20 protein-coding genes and 1 pseudogene are annotated in these 20340 nt (G+C 42.7%); 10 read left to right on the forward strand and 11 right to left on the reverse strand.

The features are described from left to right. On the reverse strand, positions 1 to 309 hold a 309-nt coding region (locus O9290_RS01915), incomplete at its 3' end, for a DUF3782 domain-containing protein (RefSeq protein ID WP_288026267.1). A 63-nt stretch (positions 310 to 372) separates the two neighbouring features. On the opposite strand from O9290_RS01915, the gene cbiE reads away from it, so the two are divergent. Next, positions 373 to 1641: a precorrin-6y C5,15-methyltransferase (decarboxylating) subunit CbiE gene (gene cbiE, locus O9290_RS01920; RefSeq protein WP_288058074.1), complete on the forward strand. Its 1269-nt coding sequence runs from the start codon at positions 373 to 375 to the stop codon at positions 1639 to 1641. A 193-nt stretch (positions 1642 to 1834) separates the two neighbouring features. Here cbiE and O9290_RS01925 read toward each other — a convergent pair whose 3' ends face one another. The 3 genes from O9290_RS01925 to O9290_RS01935 all read right to left on the reverse strand — a co-directional run bounded on the left by O9290_RS01925 (position 1835) and on the right by O9290_RS01935 (position 4838). Then, complete coding sequence (locus O9290_RS01925; RefSeq protein WP_147070546.1) at positions 1835 to 2269, reverse strand: endonuclease domain-containing protein; 435 nt, start codon at positions 2267 to 2269, stop codon at positions 1835 to 1837. A gap of 119 nt (positions 2270 to 2388) precedes the next feature. Further along, positions 2389 to 3693: a GUN4 domain-containing protein gene (locus O9290_RS01930; protein ID WP_288055708.1), complete on the reverse strand. Its 1305-nt coding sequence runs from the start codon at positions 3691 to 3693 to the stop codon at positions 2389 to 2391. Positions 3694 to 3797: 104 nt separating this feature from the next. Then, positions 3798 to 4838 carry an NACHT domain-containing protein gene (locus O9290_RS01935; protein ID WP_288055706.1) on the reverse strand — a complete coding sequence of 347 codons (1041 nt, stop codon included), beginning with the start codon at positions 4836 to 4838 and terminating at the stop codon, positions 3798 to 3800. A gap of 571 nt (positions 4839 to 5409) precedes the next feature. On the opposite strand from O9290_RS01935, the gene O9290_RS01940 reads away from it, so the two are divergent. Beyond that, on the forward strand, positions 5410 to 6195 hold the full coding sequence (locus tag O9290_RS01940) for a hypothetical protein (protein WP_008199201.1): 786 nt from the start codon (positions 5410 to 5412) through the stop codon (positions 6193 to 6195). A gap of 2 nt (positions 6196 to 6197) precedes the next feature. After that, positions 6198 to 6701 (forward strand): type II toxin-antitoxin system VapC family toxin, encoded by a 504-nt coding sequence (locus O9290_RS01945; RefSeq protein ID WP_149985674.1) that lies wholly within the window; start codon positions 6198 to 6200, stop codon positions 6699 to 6701. A 197-nt stretch (positions 6702 to 6898) separates the two neighbouring features. Here the strand turns inward: O9290_RS01945 and ppsA are convergent, their stop codons facing one another. Together ppsA and O9290_RS01955 are read right to left on the reverse strand one after the other, a co-directional pair. Further along, positions 6899 to 9340 (reverse strand): phosphoenolpyruvate synthase, encoded by a 2442-nt coding sequence (gene ppsA / locus O9290_RS01950; protein ID WP_045360340.1) that lies wholly within the window; start codon positions 9338 to 9340, stop codon positions 6899 to 6901. Positions 9341 to 9689: 349 nt separating this feature from the next. Next, positions 9690 to 9944 (reverse strand): UPF0175 family protein, encoded by a 255-nt coding sequence (locus O9290_RS01955; RefSeq protein WP_002757721.1) that lies wholly within the window; start codon positions 9942 to 9944, stop codon positions 9690 to 9692. A gap of 67 nt (positions 9945 to 10011) precedes the next feature. On the opposite strand from O9290_RS01955, the gene O9290_RS01960 reads away from it, so the two are divergent. Then, entirely contained in the window at positions 10012 to 10191 is a 180-nt protein-coding gene (locus O9290_RS01960) for a hypothetical protein (protein ID WP_288025167.1), read from the forward strand. 45 nt (positions 10192 to 10236) lie between these two features. On the opposite strand, the gene O9290_RS01965 is transcribed toward O9290_RS01960, so the two are convergent. From O9290_RS01965 to psb30, 3 genes are all read right to left on the reverse strand, one after another. Beyond that, positions 10237 to 11685 carry a M16 family metallopeptidase gene (locus tag O9290_RS01965; RefSeq protein ID WP_002757722.1) on the reverse strand — a complete coding sequence of 483 codons (1449 nt, stop codon included), beginning with the start codon at positions 11683 to 11685 and terminating at the stop codon, positions 10237 to 10239. Between the two features lie 166 nt (positions 11686 to 11851). Next, positions 11852 to 13408: a M16 family metallopeptidase gene (locus tag O9290_RS01970; RefSeq protein ID WP_002757724.1), complete on the reverse strand. Its 1557-nt coding sequence runs from the start codon at positions 13406 to 13408 to the stop codon at positions 11852 to 11854. Between the two features lie 283 nt (positions 13409 to 13691). Beyond that, entirely contained in the window at positions 13692 to 13811 is a 120-nt protein-coding gene (gene psb30, locus O9290_RS01975) for a photosystem II reaction center protein Ycf12/Psb30 (protein WP_002736367.1), read from the reverse strand. A gap of 194 nt (positions 13812 to 14005) precedes the next feature. On the opposite strand from psb30, the gene O9290_RS01980 reads away from it, so the two are divergent. From O9290_RS01980 to arsC, 4 genes and pseudogenes are all read left to right on the forward strand, one after another. Beyond that, positions 14006 to 14344, forward strand: coding sequence for an ArsR/SmtB family transcription factor (locus O9290_RS01980; protein WP_002780506.1), 339 nt, complete (start codon positions 14006 to 14008; stop codon positions 14342 to 14344). A 125-nt stretch (positions 14345 to 14469) separates the two neighbouring features. Then, positions 14470 to 15615, forward strand: coding sequence for an ACR3 family arsenite efflux transporter (gene arsB, locus O9290_RS01985; protein WP_061431125.1), 1146 nt, complete (start codon positions 14470 to 14472; stop codon positions 15613 to 15615). 18 nt (positions 15616 to 15633) lie between these two features. After that, a pseudogene (gene arsH, locus O9290_RS01990) lies at positions 15634 to 16272 on the forward strand (arsenical resistance protein ArsH); the annotation flags it as partial. 23 nt (positions 16273 to 16295) lie between these two features. After that, positions 16296 to 16694 (forward strand): arsenate reductase, glutathione/glutaredoxin type, encoded by a 399-nt coding sequence (arsC, locus tag O9290_RS01995; RefSeq protein WP_288055698.1) that lies wholly within the window; start codon positions 16296 to 16298, stop codon positions 16692 to 16694. 291 nt (positions 16695 to 16985) lie between these two features. Here arsC and O9290_RS02000 read toward each other — a convergent pair whose 3' ends face one another. Next, positions 16986 to 17867: a universal stress protein gene (locus O9290_RS02000; RefSeq protein WP_288055696.1), complete on the reverse strand. Its 882-nt coding sequence runs from the start codon at positions 17865 to 17867 to the stop codon at positions 16986 to 16988. Positions 17868 to 18000: 133 nt separating this feature from the next. Continuing rightward, positions 18001 to 18201: an NblA/ycf18 family protein gene (locus tag O9290_RS02005; protein WP_002739006.1), complete on the reverse strand. Its 201-nt coding sequence runs from the start codon at positions 18199 to 18201 to the stop codon at positions 18001 to 18003. Positions 18202 to 18762: 561 nt separating this feature from the next. On the opposite strand from O9290_RS02005, the gene O9290_RS02010 reads away from it, so the two are divergent. Together O9290_RS02010 and rpiA are read left to right on the forward strand one after the other, a co-directional pair. Beyond that, positions 18763 to 19293, forward strand: coding sequence for an RNA recognition motif domain-containing protein (locus tag O9290_RS02010; RefSeq protein ID WP_288055694.1), 531 nt, complete (start codon positions 18763 to 18765; stop codon positions 19291 to 19293). A 72-nt stretch (positions 19294 to 19365) separates the two neighbouring features. Next, positions 19366 to 20076, forward strand: coding sequence for a ribose-5-phosphate isomerase RpiA (gene rpiA, locus O9290_RS02015; protein WP_288055691.1), 711 nt, complete (start codon positions 19366 to 19368; stop codon positions 20074 to 20076). Positions 20077 to 20340 lie beyond the last annotated feature (264 nt).

Consider the following 20340-nt stretch of genomic DNA (forward strand, 5'->3'; position numbering starts at 1 on the left):
GACTTCCACTACTAGCACATGATTCTCATTAGTTACTAACACATCAATTTCTAGGGTTTTACCGTCGAGACGTTTTCTGACTCTTTGACTAACTTGATGTACGGGAATCTGACGATTTAAAAATAAAGTCTCACAAGCTGGGGCTACCATATTTTCGACAAAACGACCCCATTTACCCCCAAGATTACCAATTTCTTGACTGAGTCTGGTAATTTGGCGATCAGTTGCTTGAAAGCGTCGCTCGGTTTCTTTTTGAGCTTCTACTAATTCGGCTAATAATCTCCAAACGTCATCGGCGGTGGTGGTCATAATTTTTCCTCTAAATTAACTTGACACTAACCCGATTATATCTTGTTTGAAGGATAGAGCCTGATGGCAGATAATGAAATAGTAGCGATTTTTTTTAATATGGCGGATCGCAATTGTCAGTCGAAATGGCTATCGATCATAGGAATTGGTGAAGATGGCTTAGAAGGGTTAAGTTCGGTGGGGCGAAGTCTGCTTTCTTTAGCATCAGTTATTGTCGGTGGTGAACGTCATCTGGCAATGTTACCCCCAGAGGATCGACGGCAAAAACTGCTCTGGACTTCTCCTATTCAAGACTCTGTGAACGAGATTATCCGCCTTCGTGGTCAATCCGTCTGTGTTTTGGCCAGTGGTGATCCCATGTGCTACGGGATTGGTGTCACCCTCACCCGTCAGATTCCCCTTGAGGAAATGACGATTATTCCCTCTCCTTCTGCCTTCAGTCTTGCCTGTAGTCGTTTGGGTTGGCCTCTGAGTGAAGTGGAAACTTTGAGTTTGTGCGGTCGCCCTCCGGCTTGGTTGAATGGGGTGCTTTATCCCGGCGCTAAACTGCTGGTACTGAGTGCCGATGCCCAGACTCCAGCGATCGCTGCTCGGCTGCTCCGGGAGGGAGGTTTTGGCGAAAGTTCCATCACGGTTTTAGAACATCTAGGGGGAACCCTAGAACGCCACATTCAAGGCATCGCCAACGATTGGCAATTTACAGAGCTGGCGGATTTAAATGTCATCGCCATTAGCTGCATCTCCTCCCATCCCACCACCCTGGCGCCGCGCCTTCCCGGACTGCCGGATTCTGCTTACCATCATGACGGCCAGTTGACAAAAAGAGAAGTTCGTGCTATCACTCTGAGTACATTGGCTCCCCTACCCGGACAATTGCTCTGGGATGTGGGGGCAGGTTGTGGTTCCATTGCCATTGAGTGGCTGCGGAGCGATCGCCGTTGCCAGGCTATTGCGATCGAACATCATCCCACCAGATTACAATACATTGCCGATAATGCCGCCGCCCTGGGAACGCCCCATCTGCAAATCGTCGCCGGAATCGCACCGAGCGCCCTAGAAGATTTACCGCAGCCGGACGCTATTTTTATTGGTGGCGGTATCACCACACCCCACCTATTGGAAACCTGTTGGTTAGCCCTGCGCCCCGGGGGTCGTCTTGTTGCCAATACTGTTACAATTGAAAGCGAATTAGTCCTCTTGCAATGGCATAGTAAATTAGGAGGGGAACTGCTGCGGATTGGCATTGAAAAAGCCGAACCGGTCGGTAAATTTTTAGGTTGGAAAGCAATGGCCCCCGTAACCCAGTGGACTGTTCTGAAACCGAGATTGTAAATCCTTAATTTTCTCCTTGATCCCTCTTGCAAAAGTTGTCAATAGAACTTTTTGGGTATTCTTTTCCTCTCTAATTAGTTAGGTGTTAAAAATTGTCAGATCCCCCTTAATAAGGAGGGATCAAAGCCCCCCTTATCAAGGGGGGTTGGGGGGATCAAAGCCCCTTAATAAGGAGGGATCAAAGCCCCCCTTATCAAGGGGGGTTGGGGGGATCAAAGCCCCTTAATAAGGAGGGATCAAAGCCCCCCTTATCAAGGGGGGTTGGGGGGATCAAACTTCCAATTACTCCACAAACTCCCTCAAAATTACTCAAAACTTCTTGATTAGTAAAGCGGATTACTGTTAATCCATAACCTGATAAAATTTGGGTTCTTTCTAAGTCATAGTTCTGAGCATCTTCACTATTATGAATATCACCATCAATTTCAATCACTAATTTTAATTCGGGGCAATAAAAGTCAACAATAAATTGATCAATCGGTCTTTGACGATGAACTCTATATTGAAAATTTTTTAAGTATTCATACCAAAGTTTTCTTTCAGCTTTGGTCATGTTTTTACGGAGTTCTTTGGCTCGTTCTACGAGTTTGGGATTGTAGGGTAGATGATGATGATTGGTTAATTGCATAGGTTTGATCCCCCCAACCCCCCTTGATAAGGGGGGCTTTTTACTGGTTTAAGATGATTGGTTAATTGCATAGGTTTGATCCCCCCAACCCCCCTTGATAAGGGGGGCTTTTTACTGGTTTAAGATGTATAAGTCTGTGATATATTACAGGTTACAAGTCTCTGCGCGAGAAAAGTGATATACCACCTCACAAACCCCTCTTCATCCTTCTTCAAGGGTAGGTGTGCGTGCTTACTACCATCTAATAAAAAAGTTAGCTGATCATAGCTCAACAAGTCTCCGCCCCTGCGCCAACCCACCTCGTCAGCGAATTTTTTATACACATCATAATCGTATTCCCCTGGGACACCACCGCAATCCAGCCAGACTTTTTTCTGCACAGAAAAGCCAAATTTGCCGCCGCTATTATCTACCCAGAGCTTGTCAATGGTGCGTAACTCTTCACAGGGAAAGTTGTTAATGCTTTCTTCATCTAGCCAGCCTTCATCTTCCCTCTTAGCAATTAACAACATTAACCGCGCCGTTTCCTCATCGGCTTCGCGCCATTGGCCATTTTTCAGATAGGTTTCTAGTTGAGTAAAGAGAGAAGTCTGTCGTTTTTGTTCTAAAAGTTCCAATCTGCGACGTTTTTTAACAGGTAATTCCCAATAACATCGCTCCGCTAATCCCTGAGCTTTAGGATTAGATTGATTATAAAAATAGACAATAAAATCAGTCGGATTAATCAATAAAGTAGCATACATAATGCAAGCCTCGTACCAGAGATTTTGCTCCCAATTTTCCTTGAGTAAATTTTCTTGCTTTAACCGTTTAACTTCCAAAGCGATTAAATAGGATTGAAAAAAATTATGGGCAAACTCATAGTATTCATCTTTTTTCAAAATTAACTCACTCACATGAATTAACCGCTCTACAAAATCCTTAGCCGAAGTGCTTTCAGGATAACCCAATTCCTGAATAAAATTTTGTATAGAACTCAGTAATTCCGAATATTCAATCGTGGTTGTATTTCCCATTTTCAGGGCTAACTGTTGTAATACCCGTTGACGATGATTTTCCTCATTATTATCTAAAATCATATCAATGCCCCTAGCTTGAGGGCGAGTGATCAATTGCAGATCAAAAATTCGGCGAAATAAATCCACTCGTTGCTGAGGTAATTTTTGTCCCGAGCCAAAGTTTGCCCGATGTAACTGTACTATCATATTCAGATTTAAGGGATTTCTCGCCAAGGCTAATAGAGTAGAACTTTCCCCGGAATCATCGAGAGCAAATAACTGATTAATTAAATCCTTTGCTTTATTATCGGCAGCTTCTTGTTTAGCTTTTAAACTTCTGCTAACTCTGGTTTCCTGCTCTTGCCAGAAATACCATTTATACACAAAATCCCGAATATTTTTATCGGTAAATTCATTAATAAACACCTTTTGCCGATGTTTATGCTCAGAGCTATAGCGGTGTGCAGTCGTATGAGGTACAGTGTCACGAGCTATAAACCATGCTAGGCAAAGCTTGGTTTGTATCTCACTCAAGCGCTTACCGCTATAAACGCTTGATAGCCTTTGGGACGAGAGGTTAAAATAAAATAGTTTTGGCGAAAATCATGCCACTGTTTGCCAATCCATTGACTGACTTTTTCGGCATATTCGGGTTTAACTTCATCAAAACCATCAAACATCACTAACATTCGCTGACGGGTTAAATGATTTTTAGCCCAGTTCTGAGGTAAATCTAATTCTTGAGAAATATCTTGTTTAAGATGTCGCTCAATTAAAGTCGGTAAATCTAATCCTTCTGTGGTGGTAATCACTTCCTGCCATCTCCGTAAACGTAAAAAGACAGGAATTAAAAAAGGTGCATTTTGTTTCGGTTGTTTTAGAGCGTAGTTATAGGCTAAATGACGCAATAAAGTTGTTTTTCCTCGGCCACCAGGAGCCAGAATTAACAACCGTAAATCTGTCCTCTTTTTAGCCCGTCGCAATAGATCCCAAATATCATCCCCCGTACCTTTAGATTCTTCTTCTGAGCGCAGTTCTAATTGACTCAGGTCTAAATTAATAAAAATTTCTTCCAGTTCCGGAGTAGAAAAACCAAAGATTGCATCTTCAATCCCTTCAATATCATCATAACGACAATCTGAATCCCGTAATTTAATTAAATATTTCCCGTCAGGATTAGCTAATTGCCAACGTATTTTTTCCAGTCCTTTGTCTAGCCAAACAAAAAAGCTTAAAGCTGAACCTTTACCATGATTTTTACCTTTGGTTCTTGCTATTTCTAAAAACCCTTGACTCCAGGCTGATCCGTAGGTAAAAAAGCCCGTGACGATAAAGGTGACTCCCCCGACAATAATCGCGTTAACCGTGTCATGTTGACTAAGCCAAGTTAAGCCGCCTGTAATGCTACCCCCGATAATTGGAAGGGAAGGAGCGGAGGTTCGGAGTTGATGGGCAACAAAAGCAGTGATTTTTCCCGTCCAAACTTCAGCCTGTTCCTTTTCCTGGTCAAAATCTGATTCTTTTTTCTCTTCAGATTCGGATTCTTCCGGCTTTGCGGTTTTATCGTCCATAAACCCCCTTTGATCAACCTCTTCTAATTATACTAGACCCCTTGGGAGTGGTGTTATTGGCTTATAAGTAGGTAGGCGTTAAAAATTATCAGACACCCCCCTTATCAAGGGGGGATTAAGGGGGGATTAAGGGGGGATCGGCACCCCCCTTATCAAGGGGGGCAGGGGGGATCGAACCGGAAATGTCGCTTTTTTATCCCGATGGACAAGCTTTCACTAGCTATAATCAGGAAAAACAACGAGCGGAACGATTAGCCAATAAACTGCGGGAATTAGGCCTTAATCCTGACGAAATCTAAGTTTATCTCTTGATCGCAGTTTAAAGTTAATCTTTGTTAAGAGACAACTAAAAAATAGCCATAGTGGGCTATATGTATTTTCAGTATGATGAAGTTAGTTGGCTTAGTACAAAAAAACTCATGTTCAGGGATAATTGCTTTAAGCACGGCTAGTCGGAGTCCTATAGGTGAAGTTTATCTCGTAAATCTTCAGTTTTCAGTGCCAAGTTTACAGTCTCACTGCCAACGGGTAGAAATTTCACAGGTACATTATAAATTGTATATGATATTTGATGACCAATAACGAAATTACAGTTAACGACTACTCATCCACTAGATTATCAAGGGCGAGATTGACTCTCAAGGTTGATGGTCCTTATTTTCCTATGGTGAAATTCCAAAAACTTTTAGAGAGTTTTTCTATAATCCTGACGGAAATTGATCAAGAAATATCAGATACGGGAGAGGTGGGAGTAGAGTGGGCAATTACGGAAGTTCAACAAGGAAGTATTATTATGACAGCCGAAGCAAATATCCTTGATGAACAGGTGGAAACTGAGCGTCCTCAAAGAATTATCAATGTTTTTAGAGATAGTTTAGAAGAATTGATTAAGGAAAAACCTCAACGTCCCTTGTACTTCAACAATAAAGCCCTGTATAATGTCAAGAAGTTTAGCGAATTAATCGATCCAAATGATTTTGCTTATATCGAGTTTTCTACGGAAAATTGGAGGTTTTATGTTACTAAAAATATAGCGGCTAATGTAGATGAAATTACTCAAAATTTTTACAGTATTTATGGCTCTATTGAAGGGCAGTTAGTATCTATTAATATTGCCAATCGTCAAAAGATGGGGATTCGTAGCCTAACTGATAACAAAATTATTAAATGTTTTTTTCCTGAAGAACTTTTTGAACAAGCTAGAGAAGCTTTAGGAAAAAGAGTTTATGTTTTTGGGTTAATCCGGCAGTATTTGCATGGAGAAAAAATCAATATTCAAGTGCAAGAAATGAAAGTTTTTCCTGAAAAATCTGCTGCTTCTTCCCTGTCTAATATTATCAATTCAATTAGAGGTTAGTCTTGAAAAAAAAGTCTATCAAAAAACATTATTGTGATTCGGGAATCTTTATCAGTTTTTTCAATGAAGAACCCCAGTATTATGAACAATGTAAGAATATTTTACTGGCAGCAGAACAGGGATATATTGAACTCTATACATCGGCTTTTACCATGGCTGAAGTTGTTTATATTAAATCTCTAAAAGCGAAACGAGATTTATCTGATTTAGAGCAGGAAAATATTATTAACAACCTATTTTCTAATGAATGGATAAAGTTAGTAGGATTTGAACGAGAGACATCGGAAATCAATCGTTATCTGATTAGGAGTTATAAACTACAACCCTTTGATGCACTACATCTCGCTACAGCGATTAGGATGAAGCTTGATTATTTTGATACCGTAGATCAAAAATTAATTGATAAAGTTCCACAAGAGGTTAATTTTTCTCCCAATTATCCCAAAAAAGTTATTATACAAAAGCCATTTATCGAGGGTTTTCAACCTCCCTTACCATTTCTATGATTAAACTGATGATATAACGTTTCTCACACCTGTGAGGCACAGTTAAACCTTTGCTGATTAAGCTTTTCAACATCGATAATGTACCTCTTGCGAACAGGAAACGCTATATATAATAATTAGCAATTAAATAGACTCGATTAATATTGTCAACATACTAAGATAAAAAAAGGTGGGCAAGTCCCACCTTTATCACTAAACTATTGTCCTTGCTCCACTGCTGCCACCATCAATAAAGTTTTGAGGACAGAATCAGGATTAAGACTGATAGAATCGATGCCTAATTCCACTAAAAATTGAGCAAATTCGGGATAATCACTAGGAGCTTGACCACAGATACCGATTTTGCGATTATGGGCTTTAGCGGTTTCAATGGCCATTTTCACCATGCGTTTAACTCCCTCATTCCGTTCATCAAAAAGATGGGCAACCAGGGCAGAATCCCGATCTAATCCTAAGGTTAATTGGGTCAAATCATTAGAACCGATCGAAAATCCGTCAAACACCTGAGCAAATTGGTCGGCAAGAATTACATTACTTGGTAACTCACACATCACATAAACTTGCAAACCATTAACCCCGCGTTCGAGACCATTTTTCGCCATTTCTTCGAGGACTCTCATCCCTTCTTCGGGGGTACGACAGAAAGGAATCATCGGAATCACATTAGTTAATCCCATTTCTTCCCGTACCATTTTCAGCGCCCGACATTCCAAAGCGAAAGCCTCGCGATAATTAGGATCAGTATAACGGGAAGCGCCGCGCCAACCGATCATCGGGTTTTCTTCCTTGGGTTCAAAGGGTTTGCCACCCAATAAATTAGCGTATTCATTGGATTTAAAATCAGACATCCGCACAATTACATCTTTGGGGTAGAATGCGGCTGCAATCATGGCAATTCCCCGGGCCAATTTATCGACGAAAAATTGGGGTTTATCCTCGTAGTGTTTGGTTAATTCGGCGATTTGGTCTTTTACGTCTCCTTCTTCCAATTCGTGGAATTTCAGCAAGGCGCTGGGGTGGGCCTGAATATGGTTAGCGATAATAAACTCTAGACGGGCTAAACCGACCCCTTGGGCAGGAATATCGGCAAAAGCGAAGGCTTTTTCGGGATTACCGATATTCATGAGGATTTTTGTCCGAGTTTGGGGCAAATTGTCCAGGGGAGTTTCAAGAATTTCAAAGGGTAGCAATCCGAGGTAAACTTTCCCTTCATCCCCTTCCGCACAGCAAACGGTGACTTCCTGACCGGTTTTAATCGTTTCCGTGGCATTATTGCAACCCACGATCGCCGGAATGCCCATTTCTCGCGCGATAATAGCGGCATGGCAAGTACGACCACCCTGATTAGTAACGATCGCGCTTGCTTGTTTCATAATCGGTTCCCAGTCGGGATCCGTGCGATTGGTGACGAGAACTTCTCCCGGTTTAAAGTTGTTGATTTTATCTACACTGAGGATGACTCTGGCTTTTCCTTGACCGATTGCTGCACCTACACTTCGTCCCACCGCTAAAACTTGACTTCTTTCTTTAATTTCGTAGGATTTAAGGATATTAGCGGCTTTTTGCGATTGTACGGTTTCTGGGCGCGCCTGAACGATAAAGAGTTCTCCCGTGATCCCATCTTTTGCCCATTCGATGTCCATGGGGGTGTAGGTTCCGCGCACTTGCGAGTAATGTTCCTCGATTTGGGTCGTCCAACGGGCTAAAGTGAGGATTTCTTGGTCACTAATGCAGAATTGATCCTGTTCTAGCTTGTTAACTCGGATATTCTTGGTTAGACGCGATCCTCCATCATCGTAGATCATCTTGATGGCTTTACTGCCGAGGCGTTTGTCGAGGATGGGTTTGTAACCGTTTTTAAGAGTGGGTTTAAAAACCAGATATTCGTCGGGGTTAACGGCTCCTTGCACGACATTTTCCCCTAAACCGTAGGCTGCGGTGATTAAAGTGGCATTTTTGAACCCTGTTTCCGTATCGATGGAAAACATCACCCCGGAGGTGGCTAGATCTGAACGCACCATTTTTTGGACACCGACGGAAAGGGCGACGGCAAAGTGATCGAAACCGTTATGATGACGGTAGGAAATAGCGCGATCGGTGAATAAAGAGGCAAAACATTTATGGCAAGCTTCTAAAACTCCCCTTACCCCTTGCACGTTGAGATAGGTTTCCTGTTGTCCGGCAAAACTCGCTTCTGGTAAGTCTTCGGCGGTGGCGCTTGAGCGAACGGCCACATCTATGGAATGATAGAGATCATCGCCATAACGTTCACAGAGTCGGCGATAGGCAATAGCGATCGCATGACTTAAATCATCGGGGAACGGTGTATTGAGGATTAATGTGCGTGCTTGTTTACCTTTTTCTTGCAAGTTCTGCACATCATTTTCGTCTAAATCTTGGAAAATTTGTCTTAATTGTGCGTCTAGTCCGGCTTTTTCGACAAAGTGACGGTAAGCGTAAGCGGTGGTGGCGAATCCTGTGGGGACATTAATCCCTTTCGGGGTTAATTGTTGGATCATTTCGCCTAAGGAGGAGTTTTTGCCGCCGACTAATCCTACATCTTTGCTGTCTACTTCTTCAAACCACAGAATTAATGCTTGTTCTCTAGAGGTTCTCGCAACATCTTGTAGTAGCATCATAAGTATTTTTACCTCTGTACTTTATACTTTCAGTTTAGCGACATACCATCTTCAAAAACCCTTGAGTTTGATATTTATTTACAAAACTATATAATAGCAAACTCAGCTACGATCACCCTATCTCTAAAGGGTTTAATTGTCTAGCTACTTAACACAAAAATTAACAAACTAATCAGGAGTCTCAACAGTAACTTTCCTCAATGATAGCCTTAGTTATCTCAAAATAGTTACAGCAGTTATCTCAATGGTGAGATAGGAAGTTTTCGTTTTGGGGAGTCGGTCGTCAGCAGTCAGGAGTCAATACCAAATTAGGTTAGACTTTTTTTATGAGAAGGGCTGTAATTTAGCTTTAGGCATTTTCAAAGTCTGATAATAGTTCTTCTTCTGTTAAGTCAATCATCCCTACGCCAAAATCGGTCAATCTCAATAAAAAATTAACCCTATCCACTCCTAATAAATTGGCAGCCATACCGGACGAAATACGTTTCATCTCAAAGAGTTTTACTACCATAGCCCAGGTTGCTTCTCTCTCGAATTCCTCGCGGTTTTTTTGAAGAAAGTCGGGTAAATTTTCAGGATAATTTATGGTGAGTTGTAAAGTCATATCTCGTGTTATATTTATCTCATTTTTCTAGGTTGGATTTCACCTAGTTTAGCTCCATCCAACCTAGATTTATTTAGGGTTTGCTGAAAAAGCTTTTCCTGGGGGCAGGGTGTGGGGTGTGGGGTGTGGGGTGTGGGGTTTTACCCATTTTCAGGGGGTCAATTACCTAATTTTCAGGGAAAAAGTCCCGGAATTTTCCCCCCAATCACTCCAAAGGTCGGCACTTTTTGAGGGAAAACAAGTCTAAAAACCCTATCCAACAAGGTTTTTAGATTTATTCAGCAAACCCTATTTATAGTTGTGTAATGGTGACATCAACAGTTTTAACCGTAGTTCCCAAACTGGATAAAGGAGGTTGAATTTCCTGTTCATTACCCACTACTAGAGTCACAATTTGATTCGGTTGCAGATATTGTTGGGCCACTCGTTGAATATCGGCAATTGTCACCCCTTTTACCGCTTGTTGATAACGGAAGATAAAATCTTGGGGATAACCATAGTATTCATAGGTCATCAATCGCGATAAATTTTGAGCAGGTTTCTCAAACTTAAAAACAAAAGAATTGAGAATAGCATTTTTAGCATCTTCCAATTCTTTGGCAGTAACGGGTTGATTGCGAAGGCGCTCGATTTCGCCTAAAATTGCCTTAATAAAAGGTACGGTGGCATCGGTGCGAGTTTGACCTCCGGCAATAAATAAACCGGGATAATCATAACGACTATTCCAGATACCATAGACAGAATAAGCTAATCCTTGACGGGAGCGCACTTCATTAAATAAACGACCACCAAAACCGCTTAAAATCTCATTTAATACCGTTAAAGCGGGATAGTCGGGACTATCCAAACGACCACCAAGATGACCTAATAAAACGCTACTCTGGGTTAATTGAGGTTGATTGACGACAAAGACACCTTGAAGATTTTTTTGGGTTGCCGAAGGGGTGACAATTTTAGTGGCAGTGGCGGGATTTTTCCAATCGCCAAAAGTCTTATTGATTAATGCTTTCATCGACTGAGAATCAAAATCACCGACAATTCCTAAAATTATTTGGTCGGGACGGACATAGGTACGATAAAAATCGATTAAATCCTGACGGTCAATATTAGCTAAAGTGCTATATTCTACAGTACGAGCGTAGGGGCTATTATCACCATAGACTAGCTTTTTAAACTCCCGACTAGCAATATCATCAGGATCATCATTACGTCGGGCAATTGCTCCTTTTTCCTGAACTTTGGCTAATTCTACCCTCTGATTTTCAAAAGCTGGGGAACGCAAAACCTCGGCAAAGAGATTAAAAACTGTTTCTAAATCTTCACTAAGAGCGCTAAAACTAGCAGTTCCAGCGTTAAGATCGATCGAGGTTTCTACGAGGGCCGCTCTTTGTTCTAATAATTGATTTAAGACATTGGAAGGATGTTTTTCCGTGCCACCACTACGCAGCACGGTTCCAGTAATATCGGCTAATCCGACTTTTTCCCCTGGTTCTAATCTTCCTCCTGTCCGAATCATCGCCGTACCACTCACTAAAGGTAAGCTCCGATCCTCCACTAAATAAACCACCATACCATTATCTAGTTGATAGCGCTCGTATTGGGGAACTGTAACTTCAGGAAGTGGAGGAAAAGTTAAATCGGTAAAATGTCGCGGGGTTTGGGCAATTGCCGGGGAACGAAAAGCTAGGACACCTATCAGGGTGATCAGGATTAAACCTAGCCATTGTAAGCGTTTTTTCATGATTATATTTATTTTAGGTTTTAGGTTTTAGGTGTTAGGGTGTTAGGGTGTTAGGGTGTTGGGGTGTTGGGGTGTTGGGGTGGTCACTGCGTGCGCGTTGCGGGGGGTGATGGGGTTTTAGTTGAAATTCCCCCACTTTCCCCACTTTCCCCATTTCCCCATCTATCTATTTCGGTAAAATTCGGCCAATAGTGCGATTTTCGGGGGTAAAAGTTTCTTTAGCCACCCGTTGAATATCAGCTGCCGTGACAGCATTATAAGCATCTAATTGGGCGAATAAATTACGCCAATCGCCGGTTTTTACCTCGTATTCAATCAAGGATCGCGCCATGCCCATGTTAGAATCAAGACCTCTTAATAGGGCTGCCCGTAGTTGATTTTTAACCCGTTCTAATTCCTGTTCCGAAACCGGTTCATTTTTCAATCTTTCCAATTCCAAATTCAAACCCTGCGCTACTTCCTCTAGGCTGACATTAGGAGCGCTGAGAGCATAGAATAACAGCAAATTCGGGTATTTATCCCCCGGAAAACCGTTAAATCCCTGGGCAGCGAGGGCAAGTTGTTTGTCCTCCACTAAAGCTTTATACAGTCGCGAAGTTCTTCCTTCACTCATTAAAGTGGCAATAACCTCGTAAACCGCATGATCGGGATGATTGAGAGCGGGACGATGGTATCCTTCTAAATACCAAGGCTGCGAGGCTAATTTTAGGGTAATTTCCTTTGTTTTGGTTTGGTTCGGTTCCACTACTTTCACCTGTGGGGGTTTCGGTTTAGCGGGAAAACGACCAAAATAAACTTTAGCTAACTGTTTGACCTGTTCTGGGTCCACATCCCCGGCGATAGCTATGGTTAAATTACTGGCAGGATAAAATTTATCGAAAAAGTTTTGGATATCCGAGGGTTCCAGATTGCGAATATCTCGATCGTAGCCGATAACGGGACGTTTGTAGGGATGGACAGTATAAGCTTGATCGAGAAAAGCTTCGATTAATAGACCCAAGGGGCTATTATCCGTCCGCATCCGTCTTTCTTCTAGAATTACGTCTTTTTCTTTGTAAAATTCCCGTTGGAACACCGGTTCTAAAAATCGTTCCGATTCCAAAGACATCCACAATTCCAATTTATTCGACGGGAAGCTGTAAAAATAGCTAGTTGCATCGCTGGAAGTGGTGGCATTTAAACCGACTCCTCCCTGAGTTTCGACGATTTGCCCGTATTCGTTGCGTTGGACGAATTTCTCGGACTCTGCCTTAGTTTTTTGAAATTCTTCCGTTAATTTAGCCACTTCTGCGCTTTTACCCGCTTTTTTGGCCGCTTGTAGTTCTTTGTCTATAGCTTCAAGGCGATCGAGGACTTTTTTCTCGCTAAGATAATCGGTAGTACCGATGGTTTTTGTGCCTTTAAAGGCTAAATGTTCCAAAAAGTGGGCAACTCCTGTTTTACCGTCCGGTTCATCGGCACCTCCCACATCCGCGTAGGTAACAAAGGAAATAACCGGAGCATCGCGATTTTCTAGGATAATAAATTTTAGTCCGTTATCGAGGCGAAATTCGGTAATTTTTTGTTGAAATTGCTTAAGGTAGGGGGTAATCGATTGTACATCGGCTGGTTGCTCTTTCGCTTGGGCAAGAAGGGGTGAGAAACTCCCAAAACCCCAAAACACAAGAAAAGCCACCCAAAAGCCGATTACAGCCCGATAATAGGGGTTATTTTTAATGATCATAGATAGTTTTATCAGGTATCGTGGGAGCGAGAGATCGATCGCTCTGTTCGATCTTAGCAGTCGATTGTTAGGAGAGGGGGAGTGGGAATTATGAATTATGAATTATGAATTATAAATTATGAATTGGGAAGTGGGGAAGTGGGGAAGTGGGGAAGTGGGGAGAATAAATAAAAGCAATCTCCTGACTCCTATCTCCTGACTCCTGACTTTTAGACAAAAAATCTCTCCCTAAAGAGGAGAGAAGTCAAAAAAAGCACGAATAACAATGGGTGGGAGGCGGTTTTTATAGGTCGCCACCACGAAAAGCTAGTAGGAAAATGACAAAGGGGCCAGCTAACATGATTAGCGCCACGAAGGTGAGTTGAAAAATGGGTTCTAAATTGAGAGCCGCAAATAATTCCATGATGTCTCCTAACCTGTTTACAATGATTTAAAAGGCTAATCTGGTCAAAACCATTGTCTCTGGTCAAAACCATTGTCTATCATACAGGGGATGATTCGCTGGTTTTCCTGATTCGATACAAAAATACATAAAGTTTTGTTGCAATTCTGAATTTTCCCGCTTTCCTATTTCCTTCCCACCGAGGGACCATCTCAATGTTCAACTCTCTGACCACATCTCCCGACTCGTTAACCCAGATTTATACTGGTTTTCAGGCACTCTCGGATCCCCTGCGACTGCAAATCCTCCAACTGTTGCGACATCAGGAATTATGCGTCTGTGAATTGCGCGATCATCTCGATATCGCCCAATCTAAATTATCTTTTCACCTAAAAACGCTAAAAGAAGCCAATTTAGTCCGCAGTCGTCAAGAGGGTCGTTGGATCTACTACAGCCTGAATCTATCTCAATTTCTTCTCCTAGAAGAATATCTATCGGAATATCGTCGTTTTAGTTCCCTCGTCCCCGCTCGTTTCTGCGAGGAAAATCAGTAACCAATCAAGATTTTTAGAAATATTAAAGCTTTATGACTGGCTTTTCCTCTTGACATATCAACTTTTTTTGAAATAATAAAGGTGGGTTGCCCAATCTCCCATTATTCCCTTTCCACCTTTGTGCGATGACTAATCAAATCAATCCTAAAGCCGCCAAAGCTGGTGGTAGCCTTAGTGTTTTTGAAAAATATCTTACCCTTTGGGTTATTTTCTGTATTTTGGCGGGAATTGCCCTCGGTCGGTCATTTCCGGACGTAGCGCGGACTTTAGATGCCATGAGTATCTATAACGTTTCTATTCCGATCGCCATCTGTCTTTTCTTCATGATGTATCCGATCATGGTTAAGATCGACTTTTCTCAGGCTCTCCGGGCTGCCCGTACTCCCAAACCAGTTATTTTAACTTTAGTGGTTAATTGGCTGATCAAACCCTTTACCATGGTGGCGCTGGCTCAATTTTTTCTCGGCTGGCTGTTTCTGCCTTGGTTGAGTCAAACGGAGATTATCCGAGGACAGACGGTAAGTTTAGCTAGTTCCTACACTGCTGGAGCTATTTTACTAGGAATTGCTCCCTGCACGGCCATGGTTTTGATGTGGGGCTATCTTTCCTACAGTAACCAGGGTCATACCCTAATTATGGTAGCAGTCAATTCCCTAGCGATGCTTTTTCTCTACGCTCCTCTAGGTAAATGGTTACTGGCAGCTAATAATTTTGTAGTCCCCTGGCAGACCATTGTTTTTTCTGTGTTAATCTACGTTGGTTTACCGCTTATTGCCGGTATCTATAGCCGTCACTGGATTTTTAAACATAAAGGACGCGCCTGGTTTGAATCGCGTTTTCTTCACTATCTCAGTCCTGTGGCAATCACTGCCTTATTGTTAACCTTAATCCTCCTCTTTGCTTTCAAAGGCGATTTAATTGTTAGTAATCCCCTGCATATTTTCCTGATTGCTATTCCCCTCTTTATTCAAACTAATCTGATTTTTTTACTTAGTTATGTGGCCGCTCTCAAACTCAATTTAGTTTACGAAGATGCGGCTCCCGCTGCTTTAATTGGTGCTAGTAATCATTTTGAGGTAGCGATCGCCACTGCTGTGATGTTATTCGGATTGAATTCGGGGGCTGCTTTAGCGACAGTAGTGGGGGTATTGATTGAAGTACCTGTGATGTTAATGTTGGTAGAATTCTGCAAAAAAACCGCCTTTTGGTTTCCCAGAGATCCAGAAAAAGCCACCCTTCTCGATCCTCGTTGCTTGAGTTCTTACAAATAATTATTCACCATGATCTAATCGACTCACAAACCAAGAATTCTTTTTCTGTATGGCTCTTTGCGGCCACGTTCCTACAGTCGTTTATTAGCAGAAGAAGCGGCCAGAATTATCACTGAATATGGGGCAGAAGTGCGCTTTTTTGATCCCCGTGAATTGCCGATTTATGGCAGTGTTCCCGATACTCATGCCAAGGTGCAAGAATTACGAGAATTAAGTCAATGGTCCGAGGGTCAAGTCTGGTCCTCTCCCGAACTTCACGGCAATATTAGCGGCATTATCAAAAACCAAATTGATTGGATTCCCTTGAGTATTGGTGCGGTTAGACCTACCCAAGGCCGCACCTTAGCAGTCATGCAAGTAAGCGGAGGTTCCCAATCTTTTAATGCGGTTAATACTCTGCGAATTCTTGGTCGTTGGATGCGAATGTTTACTATTCCTAATCAATCTTCTGTGGCTAAAGCTTATCAAGAGTTTCACGAGGATGGCACGATGAAAGATTCCCCCTATCGAGATCGAGTTATTGATGTGATGGAGGAACTTTATAAGTTTACCATTCTCCTGCGGGATCAGGTAGATTATCTGACTGATCGCTATAGTGAAAGGAAGGAAAAATCCGCCCAAGAAATAGCCACAATTGCCCATAAAGCTATTAATTAAATCAATTTCTAGGAGTTAAAATCATGAAAAAAGTCATGTTTGCCTGTAGAAAAAATTCCTGTCGTTCCCAAATCGCCGAAGGTTTCGCTAAAACTTTAGGCGCGGGTAAAATTTCCGTCACCAGTTCTGGATTAGAAGCGGCCAAAGTTCACCCCGGAGCAATCGCAGTTATGGGGGAAATTGGCATTGATATTACTGACCAAACTTCTAAATCAATTAGGGATTTTAATCCCGAAGATTACGATGCCGTTATATCCCTATGTGGTTGCGGTGTCAATCTGCCGGAAGGATGGGTTTTACAGGAAATTTTCGAGGATTGGTTAATTGATGATCCCGATGGTCAACCCATCGAAACTTTTCGCCGAGTTCGCGATGAAATTAAGGCTAAAGTTGTCGGATTAATTGAACAGTTAAGTAGGTAGTTGTTAAAAGTTTTCAGGTCCCCACCTTATCAAGGAGTTTGGGTAGGGTTGATTCATGAATCAACCCTACTATGAATCAACTCTACTATGAATCAACCCTAGGAGGGGCAGGGGGGATCAGAGGCAAAATCTATTTTTAATTTAATTATAACTACTTACTTAAGTTAATTTCTCCCAAATTTTTGCGGCTCTCTTATCGTTTGTGTGATCGATTTTAGCGATCAAATCTGTCTTCCTCTCTCTGTCCTTTGTGCCTTTGTAGTTTATCCCCAAGAGGAGCTTTTTTCCAGTCTATCCCTTGGGGGAGAAAAATAATAAGGGGAACCACAGTTGATGAAGAATATCTTCATTAATCCGACGCACGGCTAACCATTCCAACATATTGGAACGATGGCAGGTAGCCACTGCGATGGCACTGATGTCATCTTCTTCCGCTGCCGTCAAAACTTCTAATACAGGTGTTCCTTGTCGCACTTGGCTCTGTACTTGCAAACCGAGTTTTTCTAGTCGCACTTGCACCGATTCTAATTCCCGACGGGCATCATTTAAACGGTATTCGGTGACACTGGGATCGCGACTGATATTTTCCACTACCCGGACGAGGAGACATTGCTCAAAAGAGCCGGGGGCGCGAGTTTGGGCGTATTTTTCCATCTGTTCAATTAGATAAATCGCGTCGGGACTGCCATCGTAGGGAATTAATAAATGTTTCCAGAGATGCTGACAGCGCAGGGCCAATTCATCGCGAGTATAAACTGATAATAATTGCGGTCGGAAAATCAGCAGCGGAATATCGGTCATACCTGCGATCGCTAAACTGGTACTACCGAATAATTTTTCTTGGACAGCACCGCGCATGGGATTTCCCATCAAAATCACGTCGATAGAGTGATGAGCGAGGATTTCCCGCACGGCATCCACGGGACGACGGTTAGAGATTTCGACAATAACTGTCATGCCGTCGGGAATATTTGCTAAAGCTGGGGATAATTTTTCTTTAGCCGCATCAATTTTTCCTTGATCTACGGCAGCTAGGGTGGGTTGTTCCCAAACCGGAATACTGTGGAGGAAGATAACTTGTTTTAAGCCGCTCAGGGCTAAGTGTGGCACACAATGGACAAGACGATGGAGACCATCGAAAAGATCTGTACAGATCAAAGCGCGCTCGAACATAAATTAACCCCTAGCAATTCGGTTATCCTTCCCTAAGAATAGCTAAAAAGGTGAAGAAATGCGCCCCGCATCCCTAGCTCGTTTCCGGAGAAACCCAGCCGGAGAAAGAGGTCGCCCGCAGGGGTGAAATGAGTTATTGGGGAGCCCAGGGATTAGAATCTAGACCCCACTGGTGTTTGAGAAAAGCTTTGTACATATTTTCTCTGACCATCATTTGTTCGTAGAGCTTGATCAGGAAATCCTGCGCTTGCTCCTGACTCATTTTTTCTACCTGAGTCTGAAAAGAACGAATGTTGAACTGTTGTTCTAAGGAAAGTTCGATCGGTTGAGACATGGTGTTCCTCCTCGATGAAGACAGTGGTTGATAACAAGCGAGATGGGTGATGGGTATCACCTTTTTTAACTAATGTAACAAATACTTGACAAAGTGTCAATGTATCTGTAAAGGGGGTTTTGCTTTTTCCCTCCCGTTAGCTAGGATACCCCGCCGCCAAAAGGAAAGAAGCATATAATGATACATTTAGCAAGAGTTTTCATAAAATTTTGCTTACTGTGAACAAATACTTAAGTAGTTATACTTAGGCAGCCCAGAGCGAGAGAAAATATTTGACAAATTGTGTAAACATTCTGTAATAATCGAAGAGAGCGACATAAATCGGGTAAGTTGAATGATTAGGCCTGTTAAAAGCTAAAAACGTAACCCCTAGATTCCGTCCCTCTCGTTGAAATCGTTAAGGATAGTCAAAATTGACGGCCACAGCCGCTATCGTGCAGAAACTGCAAGCTTATCGCTGGGAAACATCCTCCTTAGCTCTGTTTGCCTTAAAAAAATCAGCATACAGGCACGGAATGTCGCACAAGTTTTTACATCACCCTATACTTGGAGGAATCCATCATGTCCGTTCGTCTATACGTTGGTAATTTGCCCAAAGAATCCGTCGAGCGCGAAAAATTACAGGCGCTTTTTGCCGATGAAGGGGATACGATCACCACTAAAGTCATCAAAGATCGCAAAACTGGCAAATGTCGCGGTTTTGCCTTCGTTACCGTCCCTAGCGATGAACTAGCTGACCAGTTTATCGAAAAATACAACGGTCAATCCTTCATGGAAAACCCGATCAAAATCGAGAAAGCTCTCCCCCGCAGCAAGGGAGGTAAAGAAGAAGGAGAAGAAGCAGAAGGCACGGAGGCCAGCGTAGAAACCCCGGAAAAAGTCGAAAGACCCACTCCGAAACCGACGACGGCAGCACCGCGCAAATCCAGTGGTGGTGGCGGCGGCGGCGGCAAAAAACGCAAGGCTGAACGGGGTAGCAGCAGTACCCCGAAAGTTACCGGCGATGGTGACGCTTTACAGCCAGATCCCCGTTGGGCCAATGAATTGGCTAAACTCAAGGAAATGTTAGCAGCTCAGGCCACTAATCCCTAATTCCATTGACAAGAGGGCAAGGGATAGCCGATAACTAAGAGGTTCAAAACATCGCTTTTAGGAATGTGCATCATGACAGCAATCGATCCGGTCATTATCATGAAACAGGAGGTCGGTAAGGCCGCCGCTAATCTAGTTCAATCTAATTCAGTCGTGGGATTGGGAACTGGTTCAACGACGGCCTATGCGATCGAGTATCTGGGCGCTAGACTGCAAAGCGGGGAAATCAGCAATATTGTCGGGGTTCCTACTTCTTTTCAAGCGCAAGTTTTGGCTAGGAAGTACGGAATTCCCCTCACTACCCTCGATGTCATCGCAAAGATGGATATCGCTATCGATGGGGCCGATGAGGTGGATCCCCAGAAAAACCTGATTAAAGGCGGCGGTGCTGCCCATACTCAGGAGAAAATTGTCGATAGTCTCGCCGATATTTTTGTCGTGGTAGTGGATGGCAATAAGCTGGTGGACAAGTTGGGATCGACTTTTCTTTTGCCGGTGGAAGTGTTACCCATGGCCATGACTCCGGTGATGCGAAAATTGGAGGCACTCGGTGGTAAACCTTCTCTCCGCATGGGAGTGAAAAAAGCTGGCCCCGTGGTGACAGATCAAGGCAATTTAGTTATCGATGTTAAATTTGATAGTATCGATGATCCGGCTGATTTGGAAAGAACTATTAATAATATGCCGGGGGTTTTAGAAAATGGTTTATTTGTCGGGGTTGCTGATCTGATTCTCGTCGGTGAAATTATTGACGGTAAGCCGGTAGTGCGCGAAATTAAGTAGGCTTAATTATTCTTAAGCTAATAGTGAAACAGGCCTACAGCCTGTTTTATTAAGTAGGGTCTGCTGAAAAAGTTTTTCCTGGGGGTAGGAGTCAGTAGCCGGTCGTCAGGAGCCGGTCGTTTTAGGCTTTGTTGCCCTTGTTTTTTGTACCAAGCGATGTACTACAAGAAGGATAATGCAAGGTTTTTGAAAGTCCCAATCCTATTTTCTTGCACTAACATCGGACTTTAACAGGTCAAAAGCTTTATTTTAAAAGGGTTTTAC

Source organism: Microcystis sp. LE19-41.2A (genome assembly GCF_027530405.1).
Taxonomy (GTDB): Bacteria; Cyanobacteriota; Cyanobacteriia; order Cyanobacteriales; family Microcystaceae; genus Microcystis; species Microcystis aeruginosa.